This is a genomic window from Halpernia humi (genome assembly GCF_900108025.1).
Lineage (GTDB): Bacteria > Bacteroidota > Bacteroidia > Flavobacteriales > Weeksellaceae > Halpernia > Halpernia humi.
Map to the genome: position 1 here is coordinate 773361 of NZ_FNUS01000001.1, position 25248 is coordinate 798608.

Genomic DNA, 25248 nt, shown 5'->3' on the forward strand with positions numbered 1-25248 from the left:
ACTGCAAATATATTAAATAAGAATTTGGTTAGAACAATCCAGTGATGAAATTCACCACCGTGAGCACGATGTCTAAAACTAATTGTACCATAATTTTTGTGTTAAATGATTAAGAAAATTTTAACATTACGAAGATAAGCTATTGCGATTAATAAATATCTTAACAGAACGTTAAATTTTTAAATAATTAATAAAAAAGAAAGTAAGCAGCGTGGAAGCATAATTTAGTTAAAAGACCATCCACGCTTGCTGCACTCTCAATTTCTATTTGGTTTTTATAGAGATTTTGCTTTTCTCGCCATCTTTATCCACATCAATTTTTATATTTTTAAAATCTTTTGGACTGACGTTTAAATTTTTTATTAGATTTTCGGCTTCTTCTTTTCCTACTTTTTTTCCGTTGATGATGATGGAATCTGCGTCTTCAGACGGCACTACGATTGATTTTCCGTTGATGTTTATATTTACAGAATCACTAGAATCAGAATCGCTGCTGTCTGAACTGTTATTTTCATCGTCATTCACACTCACTTTATTTTCTCTTAATTCAAGCACTTTTGTGTTTTTTGGCACAACCAATTCATATTCAACGTGGTAACTTCTAAATCTGTCTTTATATGGATAACTCATAAAATTTGGGAATAATATTTTGTTACCTGATATTTCCACCGGAACAGACAAATTCATTGGGATATTATAGCCTCTTCCCTCTTTTTTGATAATTAAATAAGGCGTTTTTACCTCCTCTTTTCTGGTAATATCAATATCTGGGTAATCACCTTTGTAAACTTTATTTTTATCTGAATAAATATTATCATCGTAGCCTACAAAATTTTGCGGAATTACGACTTGTCTAGAATCTACGTATAATGTATCAGAAATAGTAGGAATGCTTATGTTTTGCGTATCTTGGTTTTCACCTTTAAACATCATATCTTTTTTAGCCATATTAATTCCGAAGTACGTACTTAAAGCGATTAATGAAATCACCAAGGCTCCGATTACATAGCCCACATTTCGAACTTTTGTTTTTGGAGAAAATAATTTTATGCTAAAAAGACTAAATATTATGCCGAAAATAAGTGCGCCAATCACTGCCATAGCAATCAAAACTTTATCTAAGCCATTTTCATTGATATAAAAATCAAACTGGCTCATTCCGGGGAAATCATGATTTCCCAATATTCCTATAATAAAGAAAGTACCAATAATGCAACTGAATGCAAGAAATGCAAAGAATGAACCTAAAACATATCTAATAAGATTCCAAATGCCGTTTCCCGCATTATTGATGTAGGGTTTATTTTCTTTGTAGATTTCTCCAACTCTTTGGGTAGATTCGTTTGCAAATTGAACAATTTTATTAGATTCATCTTTTAAATTATCAAAATTTAAAGGTTTCCCTTTCATTTTAAGATAATCTGCCGCCGTTTCTGCTTTTGGCAAAACAATCCAAAGAATAATGTAAACCAAGCCGATTAGAAGAGAAGAAATTGCGGTAAAAAGACCAACAATAAATAGTCCCAACCAAATGGCACGCATGGCCGTAATATCTAAACCTACATATTGCGCCAAACCTGCGCAAACGCCTGCAATTTTTTGCTGAGCAGGATCTCGGAATAATTGTTTCTTTCCGCTGAAAGCTGTCGTTTTTTCTTCTTTTTTTGCTTTTGTTTTTTCAGAATAATAGGCTTCTTCCTGCTCTTCAATTTTTTCTGGCGCACCAATTTGTGCAATCACTTTTTCTACATCATCATCGTTGATGACTTCTCTTTTGCCAAGAGTTTCTTTAAAGATTTCGACCATTCGAATTTCTATATCGTGCATCACCTCATCTGCTTCATTAGCATCTAAAGTATTACGAAGGGCAGCTAAATAATCGCTAAGTTTTATGTAAGCATGTTCTTCTATTGTGAAAGAAAAACCTGCAAGTCCTATTGAGAGTGTCTTATTCATGGTATTAAATATTAGAAGGTTGGGTAATTTGGTTTACGGAAACGGTAAGTTCCGTCCAGGTTACTTGTAATTCAGCAAGAAAATTTTTGCCTTTTTCGGTAATCTGGTAGTATTTTCGCGGTGGCCCGCCTGTAGATTCTTCCCATCTATAAGAAAGAAATTCTGCATTTTTCAATCGCGTTAGAAGTGGGTAAAGTGTTCCTTCCACTACATCCAAGCGTCCTTTTTTAAGTTCCTCTATCAAATCTGAAACATACATTTCACGATGATCAATCAGGCTTAAAATACAGAACTCTAGAATGCCTTTCCGCATTTGCGCTTTGGTGTTCTCTGTATTCATTTGTAAATATTTGTTGTTTTTGAGATCAAATGGAACCGCCCATTAATTAATTTTAATTGATAAAATTTATAATCTGCGATTTCATAAGCGGCTCTGGTTAAATAATTTTATAAAAAATAGATTCTATTTCGATTATACTATGCAAAGATATACAATTAAAACAGTATTATGCAATACAAAGTAGTAAAAAAAATCATTAATATGCATTAACTAGTTGATAATCAATTCCATTAATTTTAAATCATTTCGATTAACATTAAAAAAAATTAAATAAAAAGTTGTGTTTAGTTTAAATTTAACAGGATAATACAAATTATTACATTTTTATTTAACTATAATTTTAAGACTTTTTATAATATTATTCATAATTTATACCTTATTTTACCAATACATTTATTACTTTTGATTAATAATATTAAAAATTTAATAACTATGTGGAAAATTTACTTTGAAAAAATGCTGGTTCTTGGTGCACTCACTTCGGTGGCTGCATTTGCGTACGCTCAAGAAAAAGCAAAAGACAGCATCAAAACAAATGATGTAGAAAAAGTCACTATCATTGGCTCTAGAAACAAAAGCAGAGTCGCTACTGACACACCTGTACCTGTTGATGTTTTAAACATTAGTGAACTTGCAGTAGCCGCTCCTCAAACCGATCTCAACCAGATTTTGAATTATGTAGCGCCTTCTTTTACCTCTAATGCCATGACGGTTGCAGATGGAACAGATCATATTGATCCTGCTCAATTGAGAGGCTTGGGACCAGATCAAGTTTTGGTTTTACTTAATGGAAAAAGAAGACACAATTCATCTTTAGTTAATGTAAATGGAACACCAGGAAGAGGTTCTGTAGGAACCGATCTAAACGCAATTCCTGCTTTTTCAATCGATAGAATTGAAGTTTTAAGAGACGGCGCGTCTTCTCAATATGGTTCCGATGCTATTGCAGGAGTTATTAATGTGGTGATGAAAAGAGCAACTGGAAAACTAGATTTACAATTAAGCTCTGGCGCAAACGTCACAAATGGCGCTAATGACAATACCGGAGGAATGGATGGAGAAAAACTACAATTAGACGCCAATTATGGTTTTAAAGTTGGAGATAAAGGTTTTGTGAATTTAACAGGTACAGTGGGTTGGAGAAATCCAACTTCCAGAGCAGGAACTTGGGATGGAACCGCTTTTAATCTTTATAATGCAGTAGAACAAAGAGCCAGAGAAAACGGAACAATTCTTTCTGGATTGTTTGATAGAGTTTCTGGTGGTGTTGCAACACTTAATGGCACAGATGTTACAAATAATGTAATCAATACCATTCACCAGTACGCTTCGCAAGTAGGATATTTAACAGCTGCACAACAAACTGCAATTGCCAACACAAACAGCATCACAGGCTTACAAAGTTTACTTAAAACAGACGTTACAGATAATGAATTGTCTTACAGAGGATTGACAAGAAAAGACATTAACATGAGAGTAGGACAATCCAAAGCGTCTAATGTGCAGTTTATGGCAAACTCCATCATACCAATTAATGATAAATTAGATTTTTATTGGTTTGGTGGTTATGGTTATAGAGATGGAAATTCTGCAGGTTTCTATAGACGAGCCGACCAAAATAGAGACCAATCTGCTTTTTACCCAAATGGATTTTTACCTGAAATTGGTTCTACAATTAAAGATTTTTCTTTGGCTGGAGGTTTAAAAGGTAAAATTATGGGTTGGGATTTTGATTTTAGTAATACTTACGGACAAAACAAATTTGATTATACCATTTTAAATACTGCAAACGTAACTATGCCAGTAAATCCTAATGGTAGTTTTCAAAATGAATTTGATTCAGGAGGTTTAAAATACGGTCAAAACTCCGTCAACTTAGATTTTTCTAAAAACTATGATGTATTAAGTGGTTTAAACGTGGCTTTTGGTAGTGAATTTAGAACTGAAATGTATAAAATAAGAGCAGGAGAAGAAGCGTCTTGGGCTCAATATAATGTAGATGGCACAATAAATACGGTCAATCCTAATGGTAATTTACCAACAGATTTCTTTGGATCTTCTAGACCTGGAGGCGCACAAGTTTTTCCAGGTTTTAGACCAGAAAATGCTGTAAATGAAACCAGAAATAATATCGCTTTCTATGTAGATACAGAATTCGATTTGACCAAAGCATTTTTAGTAGAAGTTGCCGGACGTTTTGAAAATTACTCAGATTTCGGTTCTACATTTAATTATAAAGTCGCGACCCGTTATAAATTGGGAGGAGGCTTTGCATTAAGAGGCGCAATTTCTTCAGGATTTAGAGCACCTTCTTTGGCACAAAGATATTTTAACTCTACTTCTACCATCTTCGTTAACGGAATCGCAACGGAACAAGGTTTATTTAGAAATGATTCCCAGTTGGCTGTTCTTTTAGGAATCCCAAGTTTGAAACAAGAAGAATCAAACAACTACAGTTTTGGGGTTACATGGAAAATTCCTAACACCAGATTATCTTTAACAACCGATGGATATTACATTAAAATAAAAAACAGGATTGTGATGACGGGTGCATTTTCGCCTACTCCAGCGACACAAGCATTATTTAATCAAGCAGGCGCGACAAGTGCTTCATTCTTTGCCAACGCCATTGATACCCAAACCAGAGGTTAGATGTAGTATTATCTAATGTTGCAACCTTGGGCAAAGCAAGATTGAAATCTGATTTGGCTTTAGCATTAACCAAAACCGAAAGAATTGGAGATATTCATTCTTCTGATAAACTTAAAGGTTCAGAATCCACTTACTTTAGTGAATCTTCGAGAATATATCTACAAGAAGCAGTTCCAAGAGCCAAACTTAGTTTTATGAATACATTAACTCTAAATAAATTTGATATTTATTCTAGACTCTCCTATTTTGGTAAAGTTACCGATCCAAACACAGGTGTAGCAGATGGTATTACAAAAGTTGATGCAAATGGGCACCCTGTTTATGGAGGAAAAGTAATTACAGACGCCTCTGTAAGTTATGCATTTACTAAAATGTTTAGATTAACAGTAGGCGCAAACAATTTATTTGATACCTATCCAGACAAAAATCTCGCTTCTTTAACAAGTGGCGATCAGTTTATCTATTCTAGAGCCGTGTCTCAGTTTGGTTTTGCAGGAAGATATTTATTCGCAAGAGTTAATTTAACTTTCTAAAAAGCAAATACTTCTCACTAAAAAAAATCCGATAAGAAATGTTCTTATCGGATTTTTCATTTTATAACCAACCTTGATTAAAATAAATTCTAGTTTTTAGTTAAATTAAAATCTCATTAATCCAACCAGCCCTGCTCTTTCATCCAATCATCATTATAAATCTTGGCAACATAGCGCGAACCGTGATCGTGCAAAAGCACTACAATTATATCATCTTTCGTAAACTGATCTTTCATCTGCACCAAAGCAGCAATCGCACTTCCAGCAGAATAACCACAAAAAATACCCTCTTCTTTGGCTAATTTTCTAGCATAAATTGCTCCATCTTTATCCGTCACCTTCTCAAAATGATCAATCACATTCATATCATAATTTTCAGGAATAATATCTTCGCCAATGCCTTCTGTGATGTAAGTGTAGGCATTTCTCAAATCCAAAACACCCGTATCATGATACTCTTTCAAGATAGAGCCATAAGTATCCACACCAATTATTTGAATATTTTTATCCTTTTCCTTAAAGAATTTTCCGCAACCAGTAATTGTACCGCCCGTTCCCGCGCCAACTACAAAATGCGTTAATTTCCCTTCCGTTTGCTCCCAAATTTCTGGTGCAGTACTTTCATAATGCGCTTCCCGGTTAGATAAATTATCATACTGATTCACGTACCAACCGTTTTCAGTTTCAGTAGCCAATCGTTTAGAAACACTGTAATAAGACCTTGGATCTGTAGGCTTTACGTCGGTTGGGCACACAATCACTTCCGCACCCATTGCACGCAAAATATCACATTTTTCTTTAGATTGTTTGGCATTTGTCACAAAAATACATTTGTAGCCTTTTATAATTGCGGCTAAAGCCAAGCCCATTCCAGTATTTCCAGAAGTGCCTTCAATAATAGTTCCGCCAGGTTTTAAGCGGCCATCATTTTCAGCATCTTTAATCATTTTTAAAGCCATTCTGTCTTTTACAGAATTCCCAGGATTAAAAGTCTCCACTTTCGCCAAAACCAATGCGGGGAAATCTTCTCCTAAAACTTTGTTTATTTTCACCAAAGGCGTATTCCCGATGGTTTCTAATATATTTTCTGCGTATTTCATATCAATTTTTTGGGAGCAAGACAGTTTTGTTTTTTTAGAATATTACACCCGCTTTCCGCTATATCTGCGCCCCTAATCGGGTCGCAGGATGCCGCTGCAATCGGGGCTAAAAAGAAGATTTCCGCTTTTTCCGAGGGCAAATTTACGAAAAAAAATAGGGACTAAAAACCTTAAAGATGTGAACTAAACTTTAACTAAAACAAAAAGAAACCAAAAATTTTACTTTTCGCTTAATATTCTAATTATACTTTATCGCTTTCACCGGCGAAATTTTACTAATTAGAAAACTCGGCAAAACCAATGATAAAGCCGAAACCAAAAGAATCCCAAAAGAAATCATAAAAATATAAAGCGGATTCAAATCCACCGGAACAACACTCACATAATAATTCTCTGGGTTTAAAGTAATAAAACCAAAAATTTTCTGCAAATACAATAATACAATCCCAACCAAATTCCCAATTATTAAACCTGGAATCATTATCAATAAAGTATAATTAATAAAAATAGAGCGAATTTGCCCATTGCTCGCGCCCAAAGTTTTCAGCATACCAATAGAATTAGTGCGTTCTATAATTAAAATGAGCAAAACCATAATAATATTAATCACCACCACAATAAGCATTATAGCGATAATCAAACCGATATTCACATCAAAAATATTAATCCATTCCAAAATTTGTGGATATTTATCAGTCGCCTTTTCAGCATAATTTTTTAGACCAATTAAATTTTCTACTTTCGGGAAAACCTCATCAACATCATTGATGTTTTTTAGAAAAACATCCATTCCGCCAATATCATTCGGCCCCATTTCTTGTATCTTGCGCACTTGGTTGATGCCGCCAATTACCACCAAATCATCAATCATTTTGATGTCGGTTTTGTAAATCCCAACCACTTCAAATTTTCTATAAATAGGGCTCCTGTCTTCTTTAGAAAAAATAGCAACAATGCTGTCATTCAATTTCAAATTAAGATCAGACGCAATTTTTTTTGAGATTACAATTTGGCTATTGTAGCCATCTTCGGTAATTTTCGGAGTAACGCCTTCAATTAAAAATTTTTTAAAACGATTGGCATCAAAATCTTTCCCAACACCTTTAAAAATAATACCCGCAAAATTCTTTTCGTTTCGAAAAATTCCACTTACCGTCGCATATTTTTGTACACTTGCAACTTCGGGTAAATTTTTTATTTTCTCTGGATAAAAATGGCTTGTATCTAAAACTGAAGAATTGTAGGAAGAATTAGAACGCGTAGATTTTATGGAAATATGCCCACTAAAATCTGCCAATCTTTCTTTGATGGCTTTCTTAGAGCCCAAGCCAGTGGAAACCGTTATGAGGGAAACAATAATTCCTAAAGCCACAGAAAGCCTACCAATAAAGACAATCACCCGTGAGAGATTATTTTTATTATCTTTGGAAAAAGCAATTTTCTTGGAAAAATATAATGGAAATTTCAATAAAATGAATTTAAAACTCAAAATTAAAGATTTACTTCTGATTTGCCTAATTTATTTTGGCTTCACTTCTGTTTTTAATGCGCAAAATTTAGATAAAGATTGCTTCAAAACTGGTGCAGATCGGCCAGAACTATATTTACCACTTCTAAAAAATAAAACAATCGCCGTACTCACCAATCAAACCGGCTTGCTAAAAGACCGAACAAATTTGGTGGATTTTTTAATTAAAAAAAATATCAAAATCAAAACGATTTTTGCGCCGGAACACGGCTTCCGGGGTGATGCAGACGCTGGCGAACACGTGAAAAATGGTAAAGATTTAAAGACAGAAATTCCCATAATTTCGCTTTATGGCGACAATAAAAAACCGAAACCAGAACAACTAAAAGGCATTGATGTTGTGGTTTTTGACATTCAAGATGTAGGCGTTCGGTTTTACACTTACATCTCTACTTTAAGTTATTTAATGGAAGCGGCGGCAGAAAATAATGTAGAAGTAATGGTTTTAGACCGGCCAAACCCAAACGATGGCTTTATTGATGGACCAGTTTTGAAACCTGCGTTTTCTAGTTTTGTGGGTTTGCACGAAGTTCCCGTGGTTTATGGTTTGACGATTGGCGAATATGGAAAAATGGTAAACGGCGAACATTGGCTAAAAAACGGCGTTCAAGCGAAATACACAGTAATTCCGATGCAGAATTATCATAAAAAGCAACGCTATGATTTTTTGGAAAAACCTTCCCCAAATTTGCCAAATGCAAAATCAATCAATTTATATCCATCTCTTTGTTTTTTTGAAGGCACACAAGTTTCTGTGGGCCGCGGAACAGATTTACCTTTTCAAATTTTTGGCTCTCCGTGGACGAAAGATTTTCCTTATCAATTTACACCAAAACCAAGCAGGGGTGCAAAAGATCCATTTCTTAATGGCAAATTATGTTTTGGTGAAAATTTAGCAAAGAAAAATTTAGATTTAAGAGAAATAAATTTAAAATGGCTGATTGCCGCTTACGCCGATTATAAAAACCCGAACGAAAGTTTCTTCTTAAAAAATCTATTTTTTGATAAACTAGCCGGAAGTGATATTTTGAGAAAACAAATTATAGCAAAAACACCAGAAAAAGAAATTAGAAAATCTTGGCAAAAAGATTTAGAAAAGTTCCAAAAAATTAGAGCAAAATATGTGATGTATGAAGATTAGAAAAGCCCTTTAATACGCTTCATATTTAGAAAATAGAAAGGGCAAACCTTAGCATTTTTATTTAATCAAAATCATGAAAAGTATCGTTTTTTTTAGTTCTGTGAATATACCACATGGCAATCGTTAAACCTACAACGCCCGCGCCTGCAGTCATCAAGGCACGCGATAGTTTGTCAGGATAAGTGCTTCCGACATAATTCATTAAAAATAAAACGATAAAAGTAATAAGTGCAAAAAGGGCGTATTTTTTAGTTTTAATATCCATTTAAAGATTTTAAATTTCTGCAAAATTATAATTAATATTAAGAGCCTGTTTAAATTTCATTCAATAAATTTTTTATAGCCTTTTCTTAATTTTCTAAATTAAAATAAAATCTGTTTATTCTTAAATTTAACATTAAGAATTTCAGTGAGTTAAGTTTATTCTGATTAAGCAATCAATAAATTGATTTTTATTAAGTTTTTTAAGCGAAAATGGCTTAATTCCTTAATGGTAAAAATAAATTATAAATTTAAACAGGCTCTTAAACTTCTCAATTAAAAAGTTCTGTTTCAAAATAATTTAAGCTAAATAGTATAAAATAAAAAAACCTCGTGTAAACGAGGTTAAGTGAGCGCGACAGGATTCGAACCTGTGACCGTCTGCTTAGAAGGCAGATGCTCTATCCAGCTGAGCTACGCACCCATTTTGTGTTTTGCTAAAATAGCAACGCACCCGTGAAAAATTTTTTGAAAAAAATTAATAAAAAAAGTCGGGGCGGCAGGATTCGAACCTGCGACCTCCTGGTCCCAAACCAGGCGCGATGACCGGACTACGCTACGCCCCGAGGAGTATTTTTGCTGAAAGTTGCGGAGAGTAAGGGATTCGAACCCTTGGTACAGTTTCCCGTACGCTTGTTTAGCAAACAAGTCCTTTCGGCCACTCAGGCAACTCTCCATTGCAATATTTTTAAGAGCTTCTGTTCTGTAATTGCGAGTGCAAATATAAAATAGTTTTGAGTATTTACCAAAAAAAATTCTAAATTAATTAGTATTTTTGAACTTTAGAAATTTGAAATAAAAATAAAAATGCGTAATTCATTATATATCATCTCTTTAGGAATTTTAATGCTTTCTTGTGGTTCACAGAAAAATATCAAAAAGAAAGTTGCCGCGAAACCAGTTGCCACAAAAGTGAACGCTACTCCAAAGATAGTTGAGAAACCTCATGTAGAAACCGATAAAAAAGGGGACTATTTCACCGTTAATTTAGCAGATGCTTCTAAAAATGATAATACTATAAGTTATGGCTCCATCGTAGATGCAAAGCCAGCCGGATACAAAGTGGTGAAAACCTACTTCCCTTCTCTAGCGCAAAATTTTCGGCAAAAATATCTGATAATTCATTATACCGCTTTGAATGATGAAAAATCGATTCGTGTTTTAACAGAGCAATCTGTAAGTGCGCATTATCTTGTAAATGATTTAGACGACAAAGAAATCTATCTACTCGTAGATGAAAACAAACGTGCCTATCACGCTGGAATTAGCGCTTGGCGAAAAGATAAATACTTGAATGATAACTCAATCGGTATTGAAATTGTAAATCCGGGCTATACAACAGATGAAACCGGAAAAAAAATATTTGTACCTTTCCCGGAATATCAATTTAAAAAAGTAGCGGCTTTAGCAAAAGATATCGCAACTCGATATATGATTCCGCCAACGAATATTTTAGGCCATTCTGATATCGCACCGACAAGGAAACAAGATCCAGGCCCTTATTTCCCATGGGAAAGACTTTACAAAGAATACCAATTGGGAATGTGGTACGATGAACCTGTAAAACAAAATTTTTATAATCTTGCGATTAATTCAGATTTTGAAAATCAAGTGAATACAAGTCCTTTTATTTTTAAAGTTCAGACTATGTTATCTGATTTTGGATACGACCTACCGCTTACTGGTGCTTGGGATGATGCAACAAAAAAGACACTTGAGAGTTTTCAGTATCATTTTCGTCCACAGGTTTATGATGGCGTTTTAGACCCAGAAACTTGGGCAATTCTTCAAGCTTTGCATCAAAAATACCCATAATTTTGAAACTCTAAAATTAAAAATGCAATAAGCGTTTCGCAATTTTTCCTTCTTTCGCCAACTGATAATCTGCAGCCGAGCAAGGCAAACAATTTTCTATTTTTTCGTCTGCGCCAAAATACCATAAGTTTTTAAATGAATCGCGTCTAAAAGTGTAATTTTCCTCCTCAATCATTACGTGGAAAGTTTCATAAAAACGCTCCTTTGGATGCGATTTTTCTAAATCTATACCCGAAATAAGGTACCAAATCATGTGCGCCAACAACTGATGGTTTAATCTGCTCTCAGCTTCAAAATTAAAATTAAAAATACCCACAGATTTGAGGTTTTCGCCCAATCCAATTTCTTGCATATAAGCACAAATTTCGCGTCTATTTAGACCGTTTACTTGCGGATGAATGGAGAAATCTTCGGCAAAACTCTCTACCGCATCGCAGTTTAAAGTCACCAAATTTGCACGTCGGAAATAAGGTTCTGCTTTGTCTGTCTCATTCATCATTTCAGCTAATCGAAGAATATCAAACTCTACTTCTTTGATGAGATTTACCGATTCTTGCGCGTTCAAATGTTTTTGATAGCCAAGATGATGGTAATTTTTTACCGAAAGATTTTTTGAACTTAAAATTTTAGTTAAATAATTTTTTTCAGAAAGCGGTTCATCTGCATTTCCTAGTTCTACTTTGCTATTTATTTGGGTATAATTAATATTTTTTTGATGAAAATTTAAAGCAGAAAATAACGAAAACGCCAAATCATTACTGCCACCAATAATTACCGGAATGGCATTTTTATAATGACAAAGAGATAAAAATTCTTGCAAAATAAAATGCGTGTCTTCTATTGTTTTCCCCGAAATAAGGTCGCCCAAATCGCAAATATCCGTTTCAAATTGAAGATGCGAAAGCCGGTAAAGTTCCGCTCGAACTTTTCTAAAATCTTGGCTTTCCCCACTTCTATTTGCTCCTCTGAAATCTGAAACAAATATCAAAACAATGCTATTTTCTAAAATTTCAGATTTTATAAAATGCCCCAATTGCCACTTTTCTGTTTTTAACTTTGGTGCGGGAATTAGAAAGTCTTCGATGTTCATTTTTTAAGTCGTTCAATTGTGAAGATGTACAGTTGTGAAGTCGTTTAGTTAAAAAGCAATTACAACTTTAGTATGATTATTTCTTTTTCGCGGCAGGTTTTTTCTTCGCTGCGGGCTTTTTCTTCGCAGGTGCTTTTTTTACTTTTTCTTTAAATGCGTTTTTATCTTGTTCGGTAATCCATTTTTTCACCTCTTCCAGAACCACTTCTTTCAAATCTTCAACTTCATATTTTTCGCCAGATTTGGTTTTAGGGATTTTATGAATATTTTTACCATGTTTAATTATCGGACCCCATCTTGCATTTTCAATCGAAATTTTTTCTTCTGGCCATTGTTGAATATAGCGATTGGCTTCTTTCTCAATCTTGGCTTCAATTAATTCGTCAATATCTTTTTGAGATAAATTTTCAAAATTATATCGTTTTGGAACATTAATGAACATCCCATCATATTTAATAAATGGACCAAATCTACCTGTTCCTTTTGTTACCGGATTTCCTTTATAACTTGTAATTGGTGCATCGGCTTGTTTCTTTTCCTCAATAATTTCGATTGCTTTTTCATCATTTACAGAAAATGGATCCATACCTTTTGGGATGCTGATGAAGGTTTCGCCCCACTTCACATAAGGTCCAAATCTTCCGACGCCAACCAAGACTTTTTCACCTTCATAATCATTTAAATCAAACGGAATTTTAAATAATTCTAAGGCTTCTTCAAACGTTAAAGTGGAAATATTTTGATTCGCCATTAAACTTGCGAAAGTTGGTTTTTCTTCGTCATCTTGCTCGCCAATTTGCACCATCGGGCCAAATCTGCCAATTCTTGCGTAAACGTTTTTACCCGTTTTTGGATCTTTCCCGAGCAATCTTTCACCATTTGCACGATCTGCATTTTCTTGAACGTCTTCTATTTTCGGGTGAAAATCTTTGTAAAAAGCCTGCAAAGTTTCTTTCCATTTTTCTGAGCCATTTGCGATATCATCAAAATCTTGTTCTACTTTAGCCGTAAAACCATAATCTAAAATTTCTGCAAAATTAGCCGTTAGAAAATCCGTCACTACTTCACCAATATCAGTTGGGACAAATTTATTTTTATCGCCACCAAATTTTTCCTCTAAAATTTCTTTCTTTAAAGTTTTGGTTAAAGTTAATTTTGAAATTTCTCTTACTTGAGGCTCAATTTCGCGCTTGTCAACATATTCTCTATTTTGAATCGTTTGAATCGTTGGTGCATAAGTTGAAGGCCTTCCGATACCTAGTTCTTCGAGTTTTTTCACCAAACCGGCTTCGGTATATCTTGCTGAAGCGCGCGTAAATTTCTGTGTAGCAGTGATTTTTTTGTAATTTAAAATTTCACCAATGTTCACTTTTGGCAGCAATTTGCTGTTGTCTTCTGCGTCTTCATCGTCATTTTTTTCAATGCCATACGCTTTTAAAAAACCTTCAAAAACGATCACTTCACCAACGGCTTCAAAATGTTGCGGCAGAGATTTATTTCCGATTTCAATAACGGTTTTTTCAATTTTAGCATTTGCCATTTGCGATGCTAAAGTTCTTTTATATATTAATTGGTATAATTTATTTTGTTGCGCATCTGGAACTGATTTTAAACTAAAATCTGTTGGACGAATCGCTTCGTGCGCTTCTTGTGCGGAAGCGGATTTTGTGGTAAATTTTTTCGGTTTAGAATACTCTTCTCCAAATTCTGAAATAATTTGAGATTTTGCGGCAACTATTGCTTCATCTGAAAGATTCACAGAATCGGTTCTCATATAAGTAATGAAACCTTCTTCGTATAATCTTTGCGCAATTCGCATCGTATTGGTAACGTTGTAACCTAATCTATTAGACGCTTCTTGTTGCAAAGTGGATGTTGTAAAAGGCGCAGATGCAGAACGTGTTCCCGGTTTTTTTTCAACGTTTAAAACCTTGAATTCTGTATCTTTTGCTTGGTTTAAAAAATCTTCTGCTTCACTTTCTTTTACAAAATCCTTTTTTAATTTAGATAAAATTTCCTGCTTTTCACTATTAATGAAGGTTCCTTCCACTTTATAAGAAGAGGTTGCTTGAAAATCTCTTATTTCTTTTTCCCGTTCCACCACCAATCTTAAAGCGACAGATTGCACTCTTCCTGCAGAAAGGCCGGTTTTTACTTTTCGCCATAAAACCGGCGACATTTCAAAACCTACTATTCTATCTAAAACGCGTCTTGCTTGTTGTGCATTAACTAAATTTTGGTCAATTTTTCTTGGGTTTTCTATTGCTTTTAAAATTGCATTTTTTGTAATCTCGTGGAAAACAATTCTTCTGGTGTCTTCTTCCTTTAATTTTAATTCTTGCGCCAAATGCCAAGAAATGGCTTCTCCTTCGCGATCCTCATCGGAAGCAAGCCAAATAATATCTGCTTTTTTTGCGGCGGCTTTTAGTTCTGCGACCAATTTTTTCTTATCCGCAGACACTTCATAATCGGGCGTAAAGGTTTCAAGGTCTATTCCCATTCCTTTTTTAGGTAAATCTCTGATGTGTCCAAAGCTGGATTTCACTTCAAAATCGCTACCCAAATATTTCTGAATAGTTTTGGCTTTTGCTGGAGATTCTACAATTACGAGATTTTTTGACATAAAAGAAATTTTTGCAAAAGTAGAAGTTTTTTTTTAACTGAAATTTTTAAATACTGATTTCTATTTATAAAATTCTATTTTTGCAGTTGCTAATTAAATAAAAAATGATAAAAGCAACAGAAAATAAGATTAGATTAACGGCATTTTGGGTATTTATTCTTGTTTTGCTTTTTATAGAATCTAATTTAATATTAATTCCAATTTTTCTAGCAATAGATTTCTTTTTAAGAGCATTTGGCTATGGAAAATTTAGCATTTTAGGAAATTTAAGTCTCTTAGTATCTAAATTTTTAAAACTAAAAGAAGTTAGCGTTTTTTTTCCACCGAAACAGTTTGCTGCAAAAATTGGTTTTGTGTTTTCTTTACTATTAATTATTTTAAACTTACTGACTTTTAATTCGCTTTATATCAGTTTAATATTTATATTTTTCGCAGCATTAGAAGCATTTTTCAATATTTGTGCAGGTTGCTATGTTTATAATTTTTACCATACTTCAAAAAGCAAATTTTAATTAAAAAAGAGAAATTCAAGATTTTTTTTTAAAGTAGTTTTCAAATTATTAATTTTTATCAAAAAGAGCCCATCTCTTTCAATTGATATTAAAATTAATGTATATCCGTTTTTAAGCATAGTGCTAATTTTTATTCTCGTCTCGAAGACGATACAAAAAATTAATTTGTAACACTTCTGAAATTATGGACGCAAAGGCGTTTCAAATAGCAAAGTTCACAAATTGAACCTCATTATTACTAAAAACGGACACACATATCAAAATTAAATATTCTTTCGAAAACTAGAATATTACTTTTTAAATATTTTCTCTGTGTGAACTTCATTTCCATAAATCTGAATTAAATATAGACCTTTAGTTAGAGATGACATATCAATTTTTTTGTTTTTTGTATTTCCACTTAAGATTATTCTACCACTAGTGTCAAAAACTTTATAAGGCAGATCTTTATCATTTAAAATATAAAGAAAATCACTCACGGGATTTGGATACATTTTTATTTCCGATTTGCCATGAACAACAGAATTTGCTAAATAATTTTCAATGAGTTGAAGATTAACTGGCTCTTGACGATTGTAGGTATAGGGCAAATCTGCCATGTAGCGCTCCGTATATTTCACGCAGCGAACGCCCATCGCGGCCTGCGGATAAAAAGGACTTCCTGAGGCTAGCTTTCCACCATAGCCAGAAACGCTGGAAAGGTTCAAGCCAATTGCAAATCCTGAATAATAATCTGCCATAGAACTTGTCCATAAACCGGTTTGGTATTTGAAATTATCAGTTGTTGGGAATGCCGCATAGGTTTGATTTTTCCAGTCATTGCCACCATACATTCCTCTTATACCAGTTGTAGGAATATTTCCAATATGGAATTTTGTGTTTACAGAATTAAAAACCCAACCTGTTCTGCTGCTTGGCAATACAGACTCTGTGGTGATGGAAAGTGCAAAACCAGGGTATTTTTTTTCATTTAAGGCATTGTTGTTTGCGTTTCCAGTTAAATCTGCAATTGTATTTTGGGCTATGCCATAATTATAAAAACTCTCGTTGGTGTTGTAGCCGTTATAAAACCAAGGTGAATTTCCTTTCGCATAACTTCCTTGGGAATTTCCGGCAAAAACTGCTACGGTGCTGGTATCTGGAACGCGCCATCCTGATGGACAAGGGTCAAATGGTGATTTCTCATTAGCATGTCCCCATCTTTCAGGGAACTGCCCATTTTCATCTGAAAGCCAGTCTTTTACTTCTGCTGATTTTTGACTAAGTGTGCCTGCGCCGTCGAAAGCGATTTCACTTCCAGTCTTATTTCTAAACATAAATGAGAGTGGATTTTCCACTGCATATTTAAGAATTTTTTTTATTTTAATATTTTTTGGATCGTTGCTAGAGATTCCTGCCTCTGTTTTATATGTATTCCATTCTCTAGAATATCCGCCGCTTGATTCGTTTGTTGACATAAAAGTACTCTCTGTGAGAGGAATATCATCATAAATTACATTTCCAAACTCATCCGTATTTATTTGTCTAAAAACATTATAAGTAGGAGCAACCGTTACACTGTTTACATGCCCAGAAATATATTGGGTACCGCCCGGATAATGAAATGATGGCATAGGATCTTTTCTTCCCCATTGGTATTGCAGCCCCCCAGATTGCTGAATCATGATTTTAGTTTTTAATTCTTCGCTAAGATTTGGCCGATATAAATAGGATGGCAATGCATATAAAGCGCCCAAATTTCTATCCATAAAAGTAGTGGTAAGAGGTGGCGAAAGACTTTTAGTTGGATAAATTATTTGCGGATTGGAAGTGGGAATAATACCTCCATTTTCTATAGATTCTGTGGTATATGTAACATTGGACAAAGAATCTAAAGGATTTGTAACCGGCGCCCAAATGTGCCAACTCCACAAAATTTTATCCGGATTTGAGTTTCCCCAAACGCCATTGTTTCCATTTCTAAATGCAACTACAGCATTTCCTTTTTCTTTTCCACCAATCACTATTTCCATTTCTTGATTTGGATAAGTGCCTATAATTTTGATGTTTTTTATCAATGCTTTGTTGCTCGTCCATTCTACACTTGGCGTGTTAATATTACCGTTTTTTTGTGGAGAATCTCCGAGATAGTCTTGCATTGCATACGCTTTGTTTATACTAAATCTCAAAACTCTATCTTCGTTAACGTCATTAATATCTCCCGTCATTACTACAAAACTGTTGGGTTCTCTTATCCATTTGGCATAATTGGGTTGCGGCGTATTGGTAGATTTTACAAATTCGGTTGGGAAATTGTAGAAATTAGGATCTCGCATACATCTCACGCCACTTGCAGAATTGGCTTTTGCAACTTGATTGATGTACAAAGCATTAATACCAGTTGAAGCAAGTCTTACATCTTCGGAGGAACTGATATAGAAAAAATTACGCGAACCTCCAACACCATAAGTTGCTAGATGCAAACCACCATCAGAACCCTGATCTTGATAAATTAATCTTTTTTCTGGCGCATAATTTATACCTGGAGCATCAGGACCATAATATTCATAATTACCATTTATAGGTATAAGACCTAAATTTCTTTCTGAAACCCCAGAAAAATCAAAACCAAGCCCAGGATAGACTTTTATTCCAACTAATTTGTCATTAATACCTGTTGGTAGAATAGTATTATTTGACGGCAATATATCATCATTTTCACTACTATTTTTTCTTCCAAAAGGGTTTAAATTATTATTGGTTCCATTCCGACCATAATGTGATGGTACACGCCATCCGTTTGGACAAGGATCAAATTCAGATTTTAATTCATAAGATTTACTTTCCGCTGCCAAATTAGGATCACTGCTGTTTGCATTCGTGTTTTTTCCACCGCCATTATCAGACCATAAATCCCAAGTTTCTATTTTATCGGTATCCGTGTCATTTATTTTGTATTCTTGATCCGAAAACCAAGTACCATCTTGCAGAGGATGCGTTATAATATTTAAAGGATTTTTTACTGAAAACATAATGTTTTCATCAATATCATTAGAACCTGTATCCGTCCCTCGAGTTAAAACAGGAATTGTAGTTGAATTGGCTAAATTAGCGGCGTAATTATGCCGAACAGAGCCGACTTCGCCGGTCACTTCATAAAAACTGCCATCTTTATAAACCAATGGCGGAATAGGATCTTTCCTTCCCCACTGGTACATCAAACCACCAGATTTTTGCCAATTATCTCCAAGAAATTTAGCGCTTTTAGCGCCCAAATTTCTATCCATGTATTCTGGAGTGAAACCGGTTCCGGTAGAATCTGTTTCAAAACCTTGTGCATAAGATGATCCTGTTTCTGGCGAATCCGTAACCCAAATATGCCAAGACCAATAAATAGTTCCATTAACTTTAAAAGCAATCACAGCATTCCCGTTACCTTTTGATTTATCTACAATCACTTTGATTTTAGATTTCTCAGCCGATCCACCAGACTGATCAATTGAAACAGATTTTATTAAACCGTTTACATCCTCCCAATACACCGATGCTTCAAGCGCACTATCTGGAATTGGTGTATAAACACCGTCTTTATTTTTAAAATACCGACCGCTTTTCCAAAGTTGATAAGGTTTCTCTAAAGGGATATATAAACCATCATTCAATTGATCGGACGGATCAAACAGATAACTATTTGGTGCAGAAGAAAAGTCCGTTAGAGCACCTCCTGAAGTTTGACCATTTAATTTTGATGTGAAAAGTACTGCGATTGTTGAATAAGCAAAAACTATCAGCAAACGAAGATTTGTAGTGGGTTGAAATAAACGCATAAGTAATTTAAATAAATTATTAATTGTTTTTCCACCAATTGTATTACAAATGTAAACTTTCTTATTAACTACACAAACAAAAAAAAAATATTTGCAATAGATTTTATCAATACATATTTTTAAATTACTTTGAATTTTTATAGTATCAATTTTTTTTAAAATAAAATTTTGCGCTTTTTTCCTTATCTTCGCACATTATTTTTTTTAACAATAGAATTAAAAATTGATGAGTCAATTTAAAGAGTATAAATCCCTGAATCTTACTGAAGTAGCCAATCAGATTTCAGATTATTGGAAAGCACATAAAACTTTCGAAAAATCTGTGGAAATGCGTGCTGGAAAACCAGAATATGTTTTCTACGAAGGACCGCCTTCCGCTAACGGAATGCCAGGAATTCACCACGTAATGGCGCGAGCATTAAAAGATATTTTTTGCCGTTACCAAACACAACAAGGAAAACAGGTTTTTAGAAAAGCCGGTTGGGATACGCATGGTTTACCAATAGAATTGGGCGTTGAGAAAGAATTAGGAATTACAAAAGAAGACATCGGAAAAACAATTTCGGTAGAAGATTACAATGCCGCTTGCCGAAAAGCCGTGATGAAATACACCGATGTTTGGAATGATTTAACGGAAAAAATCGGTTATTGGGTCGATTTAAAAGATCCATACATCACTTACGAACCGAAATATATGGAAACGGTTTGGTGGCTTCTGAAGGAACTTTACAAAAAAGATTTACTTTATAAAGGTTACACCATACAACCTTATTCACCGGCAGCGGGAACCGGACTTTCTTCGCATGAACTCAATCAACCAGGAACTTACAGAGATGTTTCGGATACCACTGTTGTCGCACAATTTAAGGTTAAAACTCTTTCTGACAGTCTCAAATCTCAAATCTCAAATCTAGAGTCTCCAATTCATATTTTAGCGTGGACAACAACGCCTTGGACTTTGCCTTCAAACACAGCACTTGCCGTTGGAAGAGATATTGAATATATTTTGGTGAAAACTTTTAATCAATATACTTTTGAACCGATCAATATTGTTTTGGCTAAAGTTTTACTGGAGAAAAATTTTGGAAAAAAATATGCCGCGGGAACTGAAGAAGATTTTGAAAATTACACTTCCGAAAACAAAGTCATTCCTTATCAAATTTTAGCCGAATTCACCGGCGCGGATTTAGCGGAAACTACTTACGAACAATTAATTCCGTGGTTTTTACCAGCAGAAAATCCCCAAAATGCTTTCAGAGTAATAATTGGTGATTTTGTAACGACCGAAGATGGAACCGGAATCGTGCATATTTCCCCGACTTTTGGTGCAGATGATGCGCGCGTTGGAAAAGAAAATAATATTTCGCCGATGTTGGTGAAAGATAAAAATGACAATTTAGTTCCGTTAGTAAATTTGCAGGGAAAATTCATTAAAGGTGAAAATGTACCAGAATTATTTGCTGACAAATTCATCAAAAACGAATATTATGACGCTGGAACAGCGCCCGAAAAATCTTGGGATGTAGAATTGGCAATTCTTTTAAAAACAGAAAACAAAGCCTTTAAAGTAGAAAAATACGTTCACAGTTATCCGCATTGTTGGCGAACTGATAAACCCGTTTTATATTATCCTTTGGATTCTTGGTTTGTAAAAATGTCGTCTTTAAAAGACCGTTTGGTTGAATTAAACGAAACCATCAATTGGAAACCAAAATCTACCGGTGAAGGACGTTTTGCAAATTGGTTGACAAACGTAAATGATTGGAATCTTTCCCGTTCTAGATATTGGGGAATTCCTTTGCCAATTTGGCGTACAGAAGATTTGAAGGAAGAAATTATCATTGGTTCTGTGGAAGAATTAATGACCGAAATTAACAAATCTGTCGCGGCAGGTTTCATGGAAAAAAATCCATTTTCAAAATTTGAAGTGGGAAATATGTCGGTAGAAAATTATTTGAATATTGATTTACATAAAAATATTGTTGATCAAATTATTTTGGTTTCTACTTCCGGAAAAGCAATGAAACGCGAAAGTGATTTAATTGATGTTTGGTTTGATTCTGGTTCAATGCCTTACGCACAATTGCATTATCCTTTTGAAAATAAAGAATTAATAGACGAAAGAAAAGCGTTTCCGGCAGATTTTATTGCGGAAGGTGTCGATCAAACCCGTGGTTGGTTTTATACTTTACACGCGATTGCAACGGCAGTTTTTGATTCTGTGGCTTATAAAAATGTAATGTCAAATGGTTTGGTTTTAGATAAAAACGGCCAAAAAATGTCTAAAAGATTAGGAAACGCTGTTGATCCTTTCACGACTTTAGAAAAATATGGTCCCGATGCGACGCGTTGGTATATGATTTCTAACGCCAATCCTTGGGAAAATTTAAAATTTGATTTAGAAGGAATTGATGAAGTTCGCAGAAAATTTTTCGGAACACTTTATAATACCTATTCATTTTTCGTTTTATATGCAAATGTAGATCACTTTAAATATGAAGAAAAAAATGTAGAAAACCGACCAGAAATTGACCGCTGGATTTTGGCCGAACTCAATCTTTTAGTAAAAGAAGTGACGGCTTTTTATGAAGATTACGAACCTACGAAAGTCGCAAGAGCCATCAATACTTTTGTAAATGACAACTTAAGTAATTGGTATGTAAGACTTTGCCGCAGAAGATTTTGGAAAGGCGATTATTCGGAAGATAAAATTTCAGCATATCAAACTTTATATACTTGTTTGGAAACTGTGGCGAAAATTTCTGCACCAATTGCGCCGTTTTTTATGGATCAATTGTATCAAGATTTGAATAATATTTCTGGGAAAAACACCGCAGAATCTGTTCATTTAACGGATTTTCCTTTGGTTAATGAAGATTTAATTGATCTAAGTTTAGTAGAAAAAACACACTTGGCGCAACAAATTACATCGATGGTTTTTTCTTTGAGAAAAAAGGAAAATATCAAGGTAAGACAACCTTTGCAGAAAGTTTTAATTCCAGTTTTGGATAAAAAAACGGAAGAACAGATTTTGGCCGTTTCAGAGTTGATAAAAAGCGAAGTTAATGTTCAAGAATTGCAATTAATTAATGCTGAAGAAGCCTCGCATCTTATCATTAAACAAATAAAACCCAACTTTAAAGTTCTTGGAGCGAGATTAGGAAAAGATATGAAACCAGTTGCAAATGCGATTTCAAATTTTAATGCTGAAGATATTTCAACTTTAGAAAAGCATGGAACAATTGACATTCAAGGTTTTCCAATCACTTTAGAAGAAGTTGAAATTTCCACGAAAGACATCCCAGGTTGGACGGTAATTTCGGATAATAAACTGACTGTTGCTTTGGATTTAACTTTAACGGAAGAACTAAAAGCGGAAGGAATCGCAAGAGAATTTGTGAATAGAATTCAAAATATTAGAAAAGAAAAAGGATTTGACTTAACCGATAGAATTTTAGTAGAAATTGAAGAAAATTCAACTTTTGAAAAAGAAATCATACAAAATATGGATTATATTTCCACAGAAGTATTGTCGGATGAGATAAAGGTTGTAAATTCACTTCTAATTTTTGAAAATATAGAAATTAACGAAGTAAAATTCAAAATAAACGTGAACAAAATTTAAGGATTTAATTAATTAAAAAAACTAAAAATTAATTAATATTCTTTTATAAAAACTAATAAAAATACAATTATGGCCGAAGATAGACAAAGATATAGCGACGCAGATTTAGAAGAATTCAGAGTACTAATACAAGCGAAAATTGATAAGGCGGAACGAGATTTGATGCTCATTCGCGAAAGTTTTATTAATGATAAAAATAATGGAACGGATGATACCTCGCCTACTTTCAAAGCCTTTGAAGAAGGCGCAGAAACTTTAAGCAAAGAGCAAAATGCAATTCTAGCGGGAAGGCAAGAGAAATTTGTTCGAGATCTGAAAAATGCTTTGGTTCGCATTCAAAATAAAACCTATGGCATTTGCCGCGTTACCGGGAAATTAATTGCGAAAGAAAGGTTAAAAGCCGTTCCACACGCTACTTTGAGCATTGAAGCAAAAAATATGCAGCGATAAATTTTATATTTTTAATGTCAGGATACATTTTATTTTTCATCATATTTTTGGTGGTTTTTCTCTACTTTTTTCGAAATAAATTTTCTAAAAATACGCCAGAAAAATTAAAAAAACCTTATAATATGGATGATCAATATAACTCTGATAGGCGCGAGCGCGAAAAAGAAATAGACCATTTACTCTCAAAAATGGGCGAAAATGGTGTAAAAGATTTATCCGAAAAAGACCAAAAACGTTTGGATGAATTATCAAAAAAAATAAACATAAAATAAAATGGAATCTATAATTGTACATACCAAAAACGCGATGGAACTTCAGGCCGTGAAAACCATGCTAAAAGATATGAATATAGAATTTGAAAAATTTCACAAAAACACTTTCCACAATAAAAAAACCGAAAAGAAAATGCAGGATAAAAAAGTGGAGAAAATCAATTGGAAAAACAAAGCAAAAGGCTAAAATGAAGAAAATTGTACTAATCACCATCGTGATTTTATTGATAGACCAACTCACAAAATACTACATCAAAACCCACTTTTTTCTCGGCGAATCTCAAAACGTTTTCCCAGGTTTTAAACTTACTTTTGTAGAAAACCCAGGCATGGCTTATGGTTTTCATTTCGGCGGATTAATCGGGAAATATTTTCTAGTTTTAGTGCGATTGGTTTTAATTGGCGGCATGATTTATTTATTTAATAAATGGCTGAAAATGGGCAGTTCAAATTATCTTCTAATTCCGATGGCGATGATTTTTGCGGGCGCAATTGGGAATTTAATAGACGGTATGTTTTACGGCTTAATATATGATTCTGGAACGGTTTTCGAAGCAAGTATTGGGCGTTGGATAGATTATGACGGCGTTTCCAAACTCACACAATTCGGGCACGGCTACTCCACTTTTATGAAAGGCTGCGTGGTTGATATGTTTCATTTTCCCTTGGTAAATTGGGATGTACCAGAAAATTGGCCCCTAATTGGCGGAACCCACATCGAGTTTTTTAAATATATTTTTAACGTTGCAGATGCTGCAATTACCGTCGGTGCACTTTTACTTTTTATTTTTAGAAAGAAAGCATTTCCGAATGGTTTGGAGTTTTAGGGAAATCTTATTCTAAACTTCATTAACTAAATAATTTCGTTATTTTTGTTAAATGAAAATGAATTTATTTAATAAGAAGGAAATTAATATTTTATGCAAAGAGCACAAAGTAGAAAATCTCTATTTATTTGGTTCATCACTTTCAGAAAATTTTCGTGATGATAGTGATATTGATTTATTAGTAAAATTTAAAGCCATAGATTTATATAATTATTTTAATAATTATCTTTCATTAAAAGAAAAACTTTCTAAATTATTTAATAGAAAAATAGATTTAGTTGAAGTTCAAAGTTTAAAAAATCCAATTTTAATTAATTCTATAAATAAAACTAAAGAACTTATTTATGGATGAAAAAATTTTAAAATATCTCTATGACATTGATTTTGCTATTTCAGAAATAGATTCTTATTTTATCAATATGCCAAAAGATTTTAACAACTATAAGCAAAATACGATGCTTAAACGTGCTGTTGAAAGAGATTTGGAAATTATTGGCGAAGCAGTAAACAAGATTACAAAAAGAGATCAAATTTATTTAGACAAAATATCTGAAGCAAAATCTATTATAGGTTTAAGAAATTTAGTTATTCATGCTTACGACAGTATTTCCGATGAAAATATGTGGGCTGTAATTATCAATCATTTACCGAAATTAAAATCAGAAATAAAAACGCTGATTAATTTTCAGTAATTTTTTAATCATTTAATCTTTAAAT

At 33.8% G+C, this 25248-nt stretch carries 20 protein-coding genes and 3 tRNA genes; 12 read left to right on the forward strand and 11 right to left on the reverse strand.

From position 1 onward, the window contains the following. Positions 1-264 precede the first annotated feature (264 nt). Positions 265-1956: a PspC domain-containing protein gene (locus C4S29_RS03590; RefSeq protein ID WP_103912743.1), complete on the reverse strand. Its 1692-nt coding sequence runs from the start codon at positions 1954-1956 to the stop codon at positions 265-267. A 4-nt stretch (positions 1957-1960) separates the two neighbouring features. Next, positions 1961-2296: a PadR family transcriptional regulator gene (locus C4S29_RS03595; RefSeq protein WP_103912744.1), complete on the reverse strand. Its 336-nt coding sequence runs from the start codon at positions 2294-2296 to the stop codon at positions 1961-1963. A gap of 432 nt (positions 2297-2728) precedes the next feature. Between C4S29_RS03595 and C4S29_RS03600 the strand changes: the two genes are divergently transcribed. Beyond that, positions 2729-4948 (forward strand): TonB-dependent receptor plug domain-containing protein, encoded by a 2220-nt coding sequence (locus tag C4S29_RS03600; protein WP_233740473.1) that lies wholly within the window; start codon positions 2729-2731, stop codon positions 4946-4948. A 26-nt stretch (positions 4949-4974) separates the two neighbouring features. Continuing rightward, on the forward strand, positions 4975-5481 hold the full coding sequence (locus tag C4S29_RS14895; RefSeq protein WP_233740475.1) for a TonB-dependent receptor: 507 nt from the start codon (positions 4975-4977) through the stop codon (positions 5479-5481). Positions 5482-5597: 116 nt separating this feature from the next. Here C4S29_RS14895 and C4S29_RS03605 read toward each other — a convergent pair whose 3' ends face one another. Together C4S29_RS03605 and C4S29_RS03610 are read right to left on the reverse strand one after the other, a co-directional pair. Next, the gene (locus tag C4S29_RS03605) at positions 5598-6581 is read right to left on the reverse strand and encodes a PLP-dependent cysteine synthase family protein (protein WP_103912745.1); all 984 of its coding nucleotides are present in this window, start codon (positions 6579-6581) and stop codon (positions 5598-5600) included. 238 nt (positions 6582-6819) lie between these two features. Next, positions 6820-8049: an ABC transporter permease gene (locus C4S29_RS03610; RefSeq protein ID WP_103912746.1), complete on the reverse strand. Its 1230-nt coding sequence runs from the start codon at positions 8047-8049 to the stop codon at positions 6820-6822. A 4-nt stretch (positions 8050-8053) separates the two neighbouring features. On the opposite strand from C4S29_RS03610, the gene C4S29_RS03615 reads away from it, so the two are divergent. After that, positions 8054-9250 (forward strand): exo-beta-N-acetylmuramidase NamZ family protein, encoded by a 1197-nt coding sequence (locus tag C4S29_RS03615; protein WP_103913031.1) that lies wholly within the window; start codon positions 8054-8056, stop codon positions 9248-9250. A gap of 61 nt (positions 9251-9311) precedes the next feature. On the opposite strand, the gene C4S29_RS03620 is transcribed toward C4S29_RS03615, so the two are convergent. The 4 genes from C4S29_RS03620 to C4S29_RS03635 all read right to left on the reverse strand — a co-directional run bounded on the left by C4S29_RS03620 (position 9312) and on the right by C4S29_RS03635 (position 10187). Continuing rightward, positions 9312-9515 (reverse strand): hypothetical protein, encoded by a 204-nt coding sequence (locus C4S29_RS03620; RefSeq protein ID WP_103912747.1) that lies wholly within the window; start codon positions 9513-9515, stop codon positions 9312-9314. Between the two features lie 346 nt (positions 9516-9861). Further along, positions 9862-9935 (reverse strand) — tRNA-Arg (locus tag C4S29_RS03625). Between the two features lie 67 nt (positions 9936-10002). Beyond that, positions 10003-10077: transfer RNA gene (locus tag C4S29_RS03630), tRNA-Pro, on the reverse strand. Between the two features lie 23 nt (positions 10078-10100). Continuing rightward, positions 10101-10187, reverse strand: a tRNA-Ser gene (locus C4S29_RS03635). 131 nt (positions 10188-10318) lie between these two features. On the opposite strand from C4S29_RS03635, the gene C4S29_RS03640 reads away from it, so the two are divergent. Continuing rightward, the gene (locus tag C4S29_RS03640; RefSeq protein WP_103912748.1) at positions 10319-11326 is read left to right on the forward strand and encodes an N-acetylmuramoyl-L-alanine amidase; all 1008 of its coding nucleotides are present in this window, start codon (positions 10319-10321) and stop codon (positions 11324-11326) included. A gap of 16 nt (positions 11327-11342) precedes the next feature. Here the strand turns inward: C4S29_RS03640 and C4S29_RS03645 are convergent, their stop codons facing one another. Both C4S29_RS03645 and topA read right to left on the reverse strand, forming a co-directional pair. After that, positions 11343-12416: a formimidoylglutamase gene (locus tag C4S29_RS03645; protein ID WP_103912749.1), complete on the reverse strand. Its 1074-nt coding sequence runs from the start codon at positions 12414-12416 to the stop codon at positions 11343-11345. Between the two features lie 76 nt (positions 12417-12492). Further along, positions 12493-15039: a type I DNA topoisomerase gene (gene topA, locus C4S29_RS03650; RefSeq protein ID WP_103912750.1), complete on the reverse strand. Its 2547-nt coding sequence runs from the start codon at positions 15037-15039 to the stop codon at positions 12493-12495. 104 nt (positions 15040-15143) lie between these two features. Between topA and C4S29_RS03655 the strand changes: the two genes are divergently transcribed. Continuing rightward, the gene (locus C4S29_RS03655) at positions 15144-15551 is read left to right on the forward strand and encodes a DUF4395 domain-containing protein (protein ID WP_103912751.1); all 408 of its coding nucleotides are present in this window, start codon (positions 15144-15146) and stop codon (positions 15549-15551) included. Positions 15552-15841: 290 nt separating this feature from the next. Here the strand turns inward: C4S29_RS03655 and C4S29_RS03660 are convergent, their stop codons facing one another. Further along, positions 15842-19357: a T9SS type A sorting domain-containing protein gene (locus tag C4S29_RS03660; RefSeq protein ID WP_103912752.1), complete on the reverse strand. Its 3516-nt coding sequence runs from the start codon at positions 19355-19357 to the stop codon at positions 15842-15844. A 226-nt stretch (positions 19358-19583) separates the two neighbouring features. On the opposite strand from C4S29_RS03660, the gene ileS reads away from it, so the two are divergent. The 7 genes from ileS to C4S29_RS03695 all read left to right on the forward strand — a co-directional run bounded on the left by ileS (position 19584) and on the right by C4S29_RS03695 (position 25223). Further along, on the forward strand, positions 19584-22982 hold the full coding sequence (ileS, locus tag C4S29_RS03665; RefSeq protein WP_103912753.1) for an isoleucine--tRNA ligase: 3399 nt from the start codon (positions 19584-19586) through the stop codon (positions 22980-22982). Positions 22983-23051: 69 nt separating this feature from the next. After that, a complete protein-coding gene (locus C4S29_RS03670) occupies positions 23052-23432 on the forward strand; it encodes a TraR/DksA family transcriptional regulator (RefSeq protein ID WP_103912754.1) in 381 nt (126 codons plus the stop codon). 14 nt (positions 23433-23446) lie between these two features. Then, positions 23447-23704, forward strand: coding sequence for a DUF6576 domain-containing protein (locus C4S29_RS03675; RefSeq protein WP_103912755.1), 258 nt, complete (start codon positions 23447-23449; stop codon positions 23702-23704). 1 nt (position 23705) lies between these two features. Then, complete coding sequence (locus C4S29_RS03680; protein ID WP_103912756.1) at positions 23706-23891, forward strand: hypothetical protein; 186 nt, start codon at positions 23706-23708, stop codon at positions 23889-23891. A 1-nt stretch (position 23892) separates the two neighbouring features. Next, a complete protein-coding gene (locus C4S29_RS03685; protein WP_103912757.1) occupies positions 23893-24531 on the forward strand; it encodes a lipoprotein signal peptidase in 639 nt (212 codons plus the stop codon). Positions 24532-24589: 58 nt separating this feature from the next. Next, on the forward strand, positions 24590-24883 hold the full coding sequence (locus C4S29_RS03690) for a nucleotidyltransferase family protein (RefSeq protein WP_317045063.1): 294 nt from the start codon (positions 24590-24592) through the stop codon (positions 24881-24883). Then, positions 24876-25223 (forward strand): HepT-like ribonuclease domain-containing protein, encoded by a 348-nt coding sequence (locus C4S29_RS03695; protein WP_103912759.1) that lies wholly within the window; start codon positions 24876-24878, stop codon positions 25221-25223. Before C4S29_RS03690 ends, C4S29_RS03695 begins: the two co-directional genes overlap by 8 nt. The last annotated feature ends 25 nt before the right edge of the window (positions 25224-25248 follow it).

Coding starts and splice junctions, on each gene's coding strand:
- C4S29_RS03680 (WP_103912756.1), top strand. CDS start 23,706: ATGGAATCTATAATTGTACATACCAAAAACGCGATGGAACTTCAGGCC.
- C4S29_RS03660 (WP_103912752.1), bottom strand. CDS start 19,357: ATGCGTTTATTTCAACCCACTACAAATCTTCGTTTGCTGATAGTTTTT.
- C4S29_RS03655 (WP_103912751.1), top strand. CDS start 15,144: ATGATAAAAGCAACAGAAAATAAGATTAGATTAACGGCATTTTGGGTA.
- C4S29_RS03695 (WP_103912759.1), top strand. CDS start 24,876: ATGGATGAAAAAATTTTAAAATATCTCTATGACATTGATTTTGCTATT.
- C4S29_RS03675 (WP_103912755.1), top strand. CDS start 23,447: ATGTCAGGATACATTTTATTTTTCATCATATTTTTGGTGGTTTTTCTC.
- C4S29_RS03605 (WP_103912745.1), bottom strand. CDS start 6,581: ATGAAATACGCAGAAAATATATTAGAAACCATCGGGAATACGCCTTTG.
- C4S29_RS03645 (WP_103912749.1), bottom strand. CDS start 12,416: ATGAACATCGAAGACTTTCTAATTCCCGCACCAAAGTTAAAAACAGAA.
- C4S29_RS03670 (WP_103912754.1), top strand. CDS start 23,052: ATGGCCGAAGATAGACAAAGATATAGCGACGCAGATTTAGAAGAATTC.
- C4S29_RS03620 (WP_103912747.1), bottom strand. CDS start 9,515: ATGGATATTAAAACTAAAAAATACGCCCTTTTTGCACTTATTACTTTT.
- C4S29_RS03590 (WP_103912743.1), bottom strand. CDS start 1,956: ATGAATAAGACACTCTCAATAGGACTTGCAGGTTTTTCTTTCACAATA.
- C4S29_RS03615 (WP_103913031.1), top strand. CDS start 8,054: ATGAATTTAAAACTCAAAATTAAAGATTTACTTCTGATTTGCCTAATT.
- C4S29_RS03595 (WP_103912744.1), bottom strand. CDS start 2,296: ATGAATACAGAGAACACCAAAGCGCAAATGCGGAAAGGCATTCTAGAG.
- C4S29_RS03690 (WP_317045063.1), top strand. CDS start 24,590: ATGAATTTATTTAATAAGAAGGAAATTAATATTTTATGCAAAGAGCAC.
- C4S29_RS03685 (WP_103912757.1), top strand. CDS start 23,893: ATGAAGAAAATTGTACTAATCACCATCGTGATTTTATTGATAGACCAA.
- ileS (WP_103912753.1), top strand. CDS start 19,584: ATGAGTCAATTTAAAGAGTATAAATCCCTGAATCTTACTGAAGTAGCC.
- C4S29_RS03640 (WP_103912748.1), top strand. CDS start 10,319: ATGCGTAATTCATTATATATCATCTCTTTAGGAATTTTAATGCTTTCT.
- C4S29_RS03600 (WP_233740473.1), top strand. CDS start 2,729: ATGTGGAAAATTTACTTTGAAAAAATGCTGGTTCTTGGTGCACTCACT.
- topA (WP_103912750.1), bottom strand. CDS start 15,039: ATGTCAAAAAATCTCGTAATTGTAGAATCTCCAGCAAAAGCCAAAACT.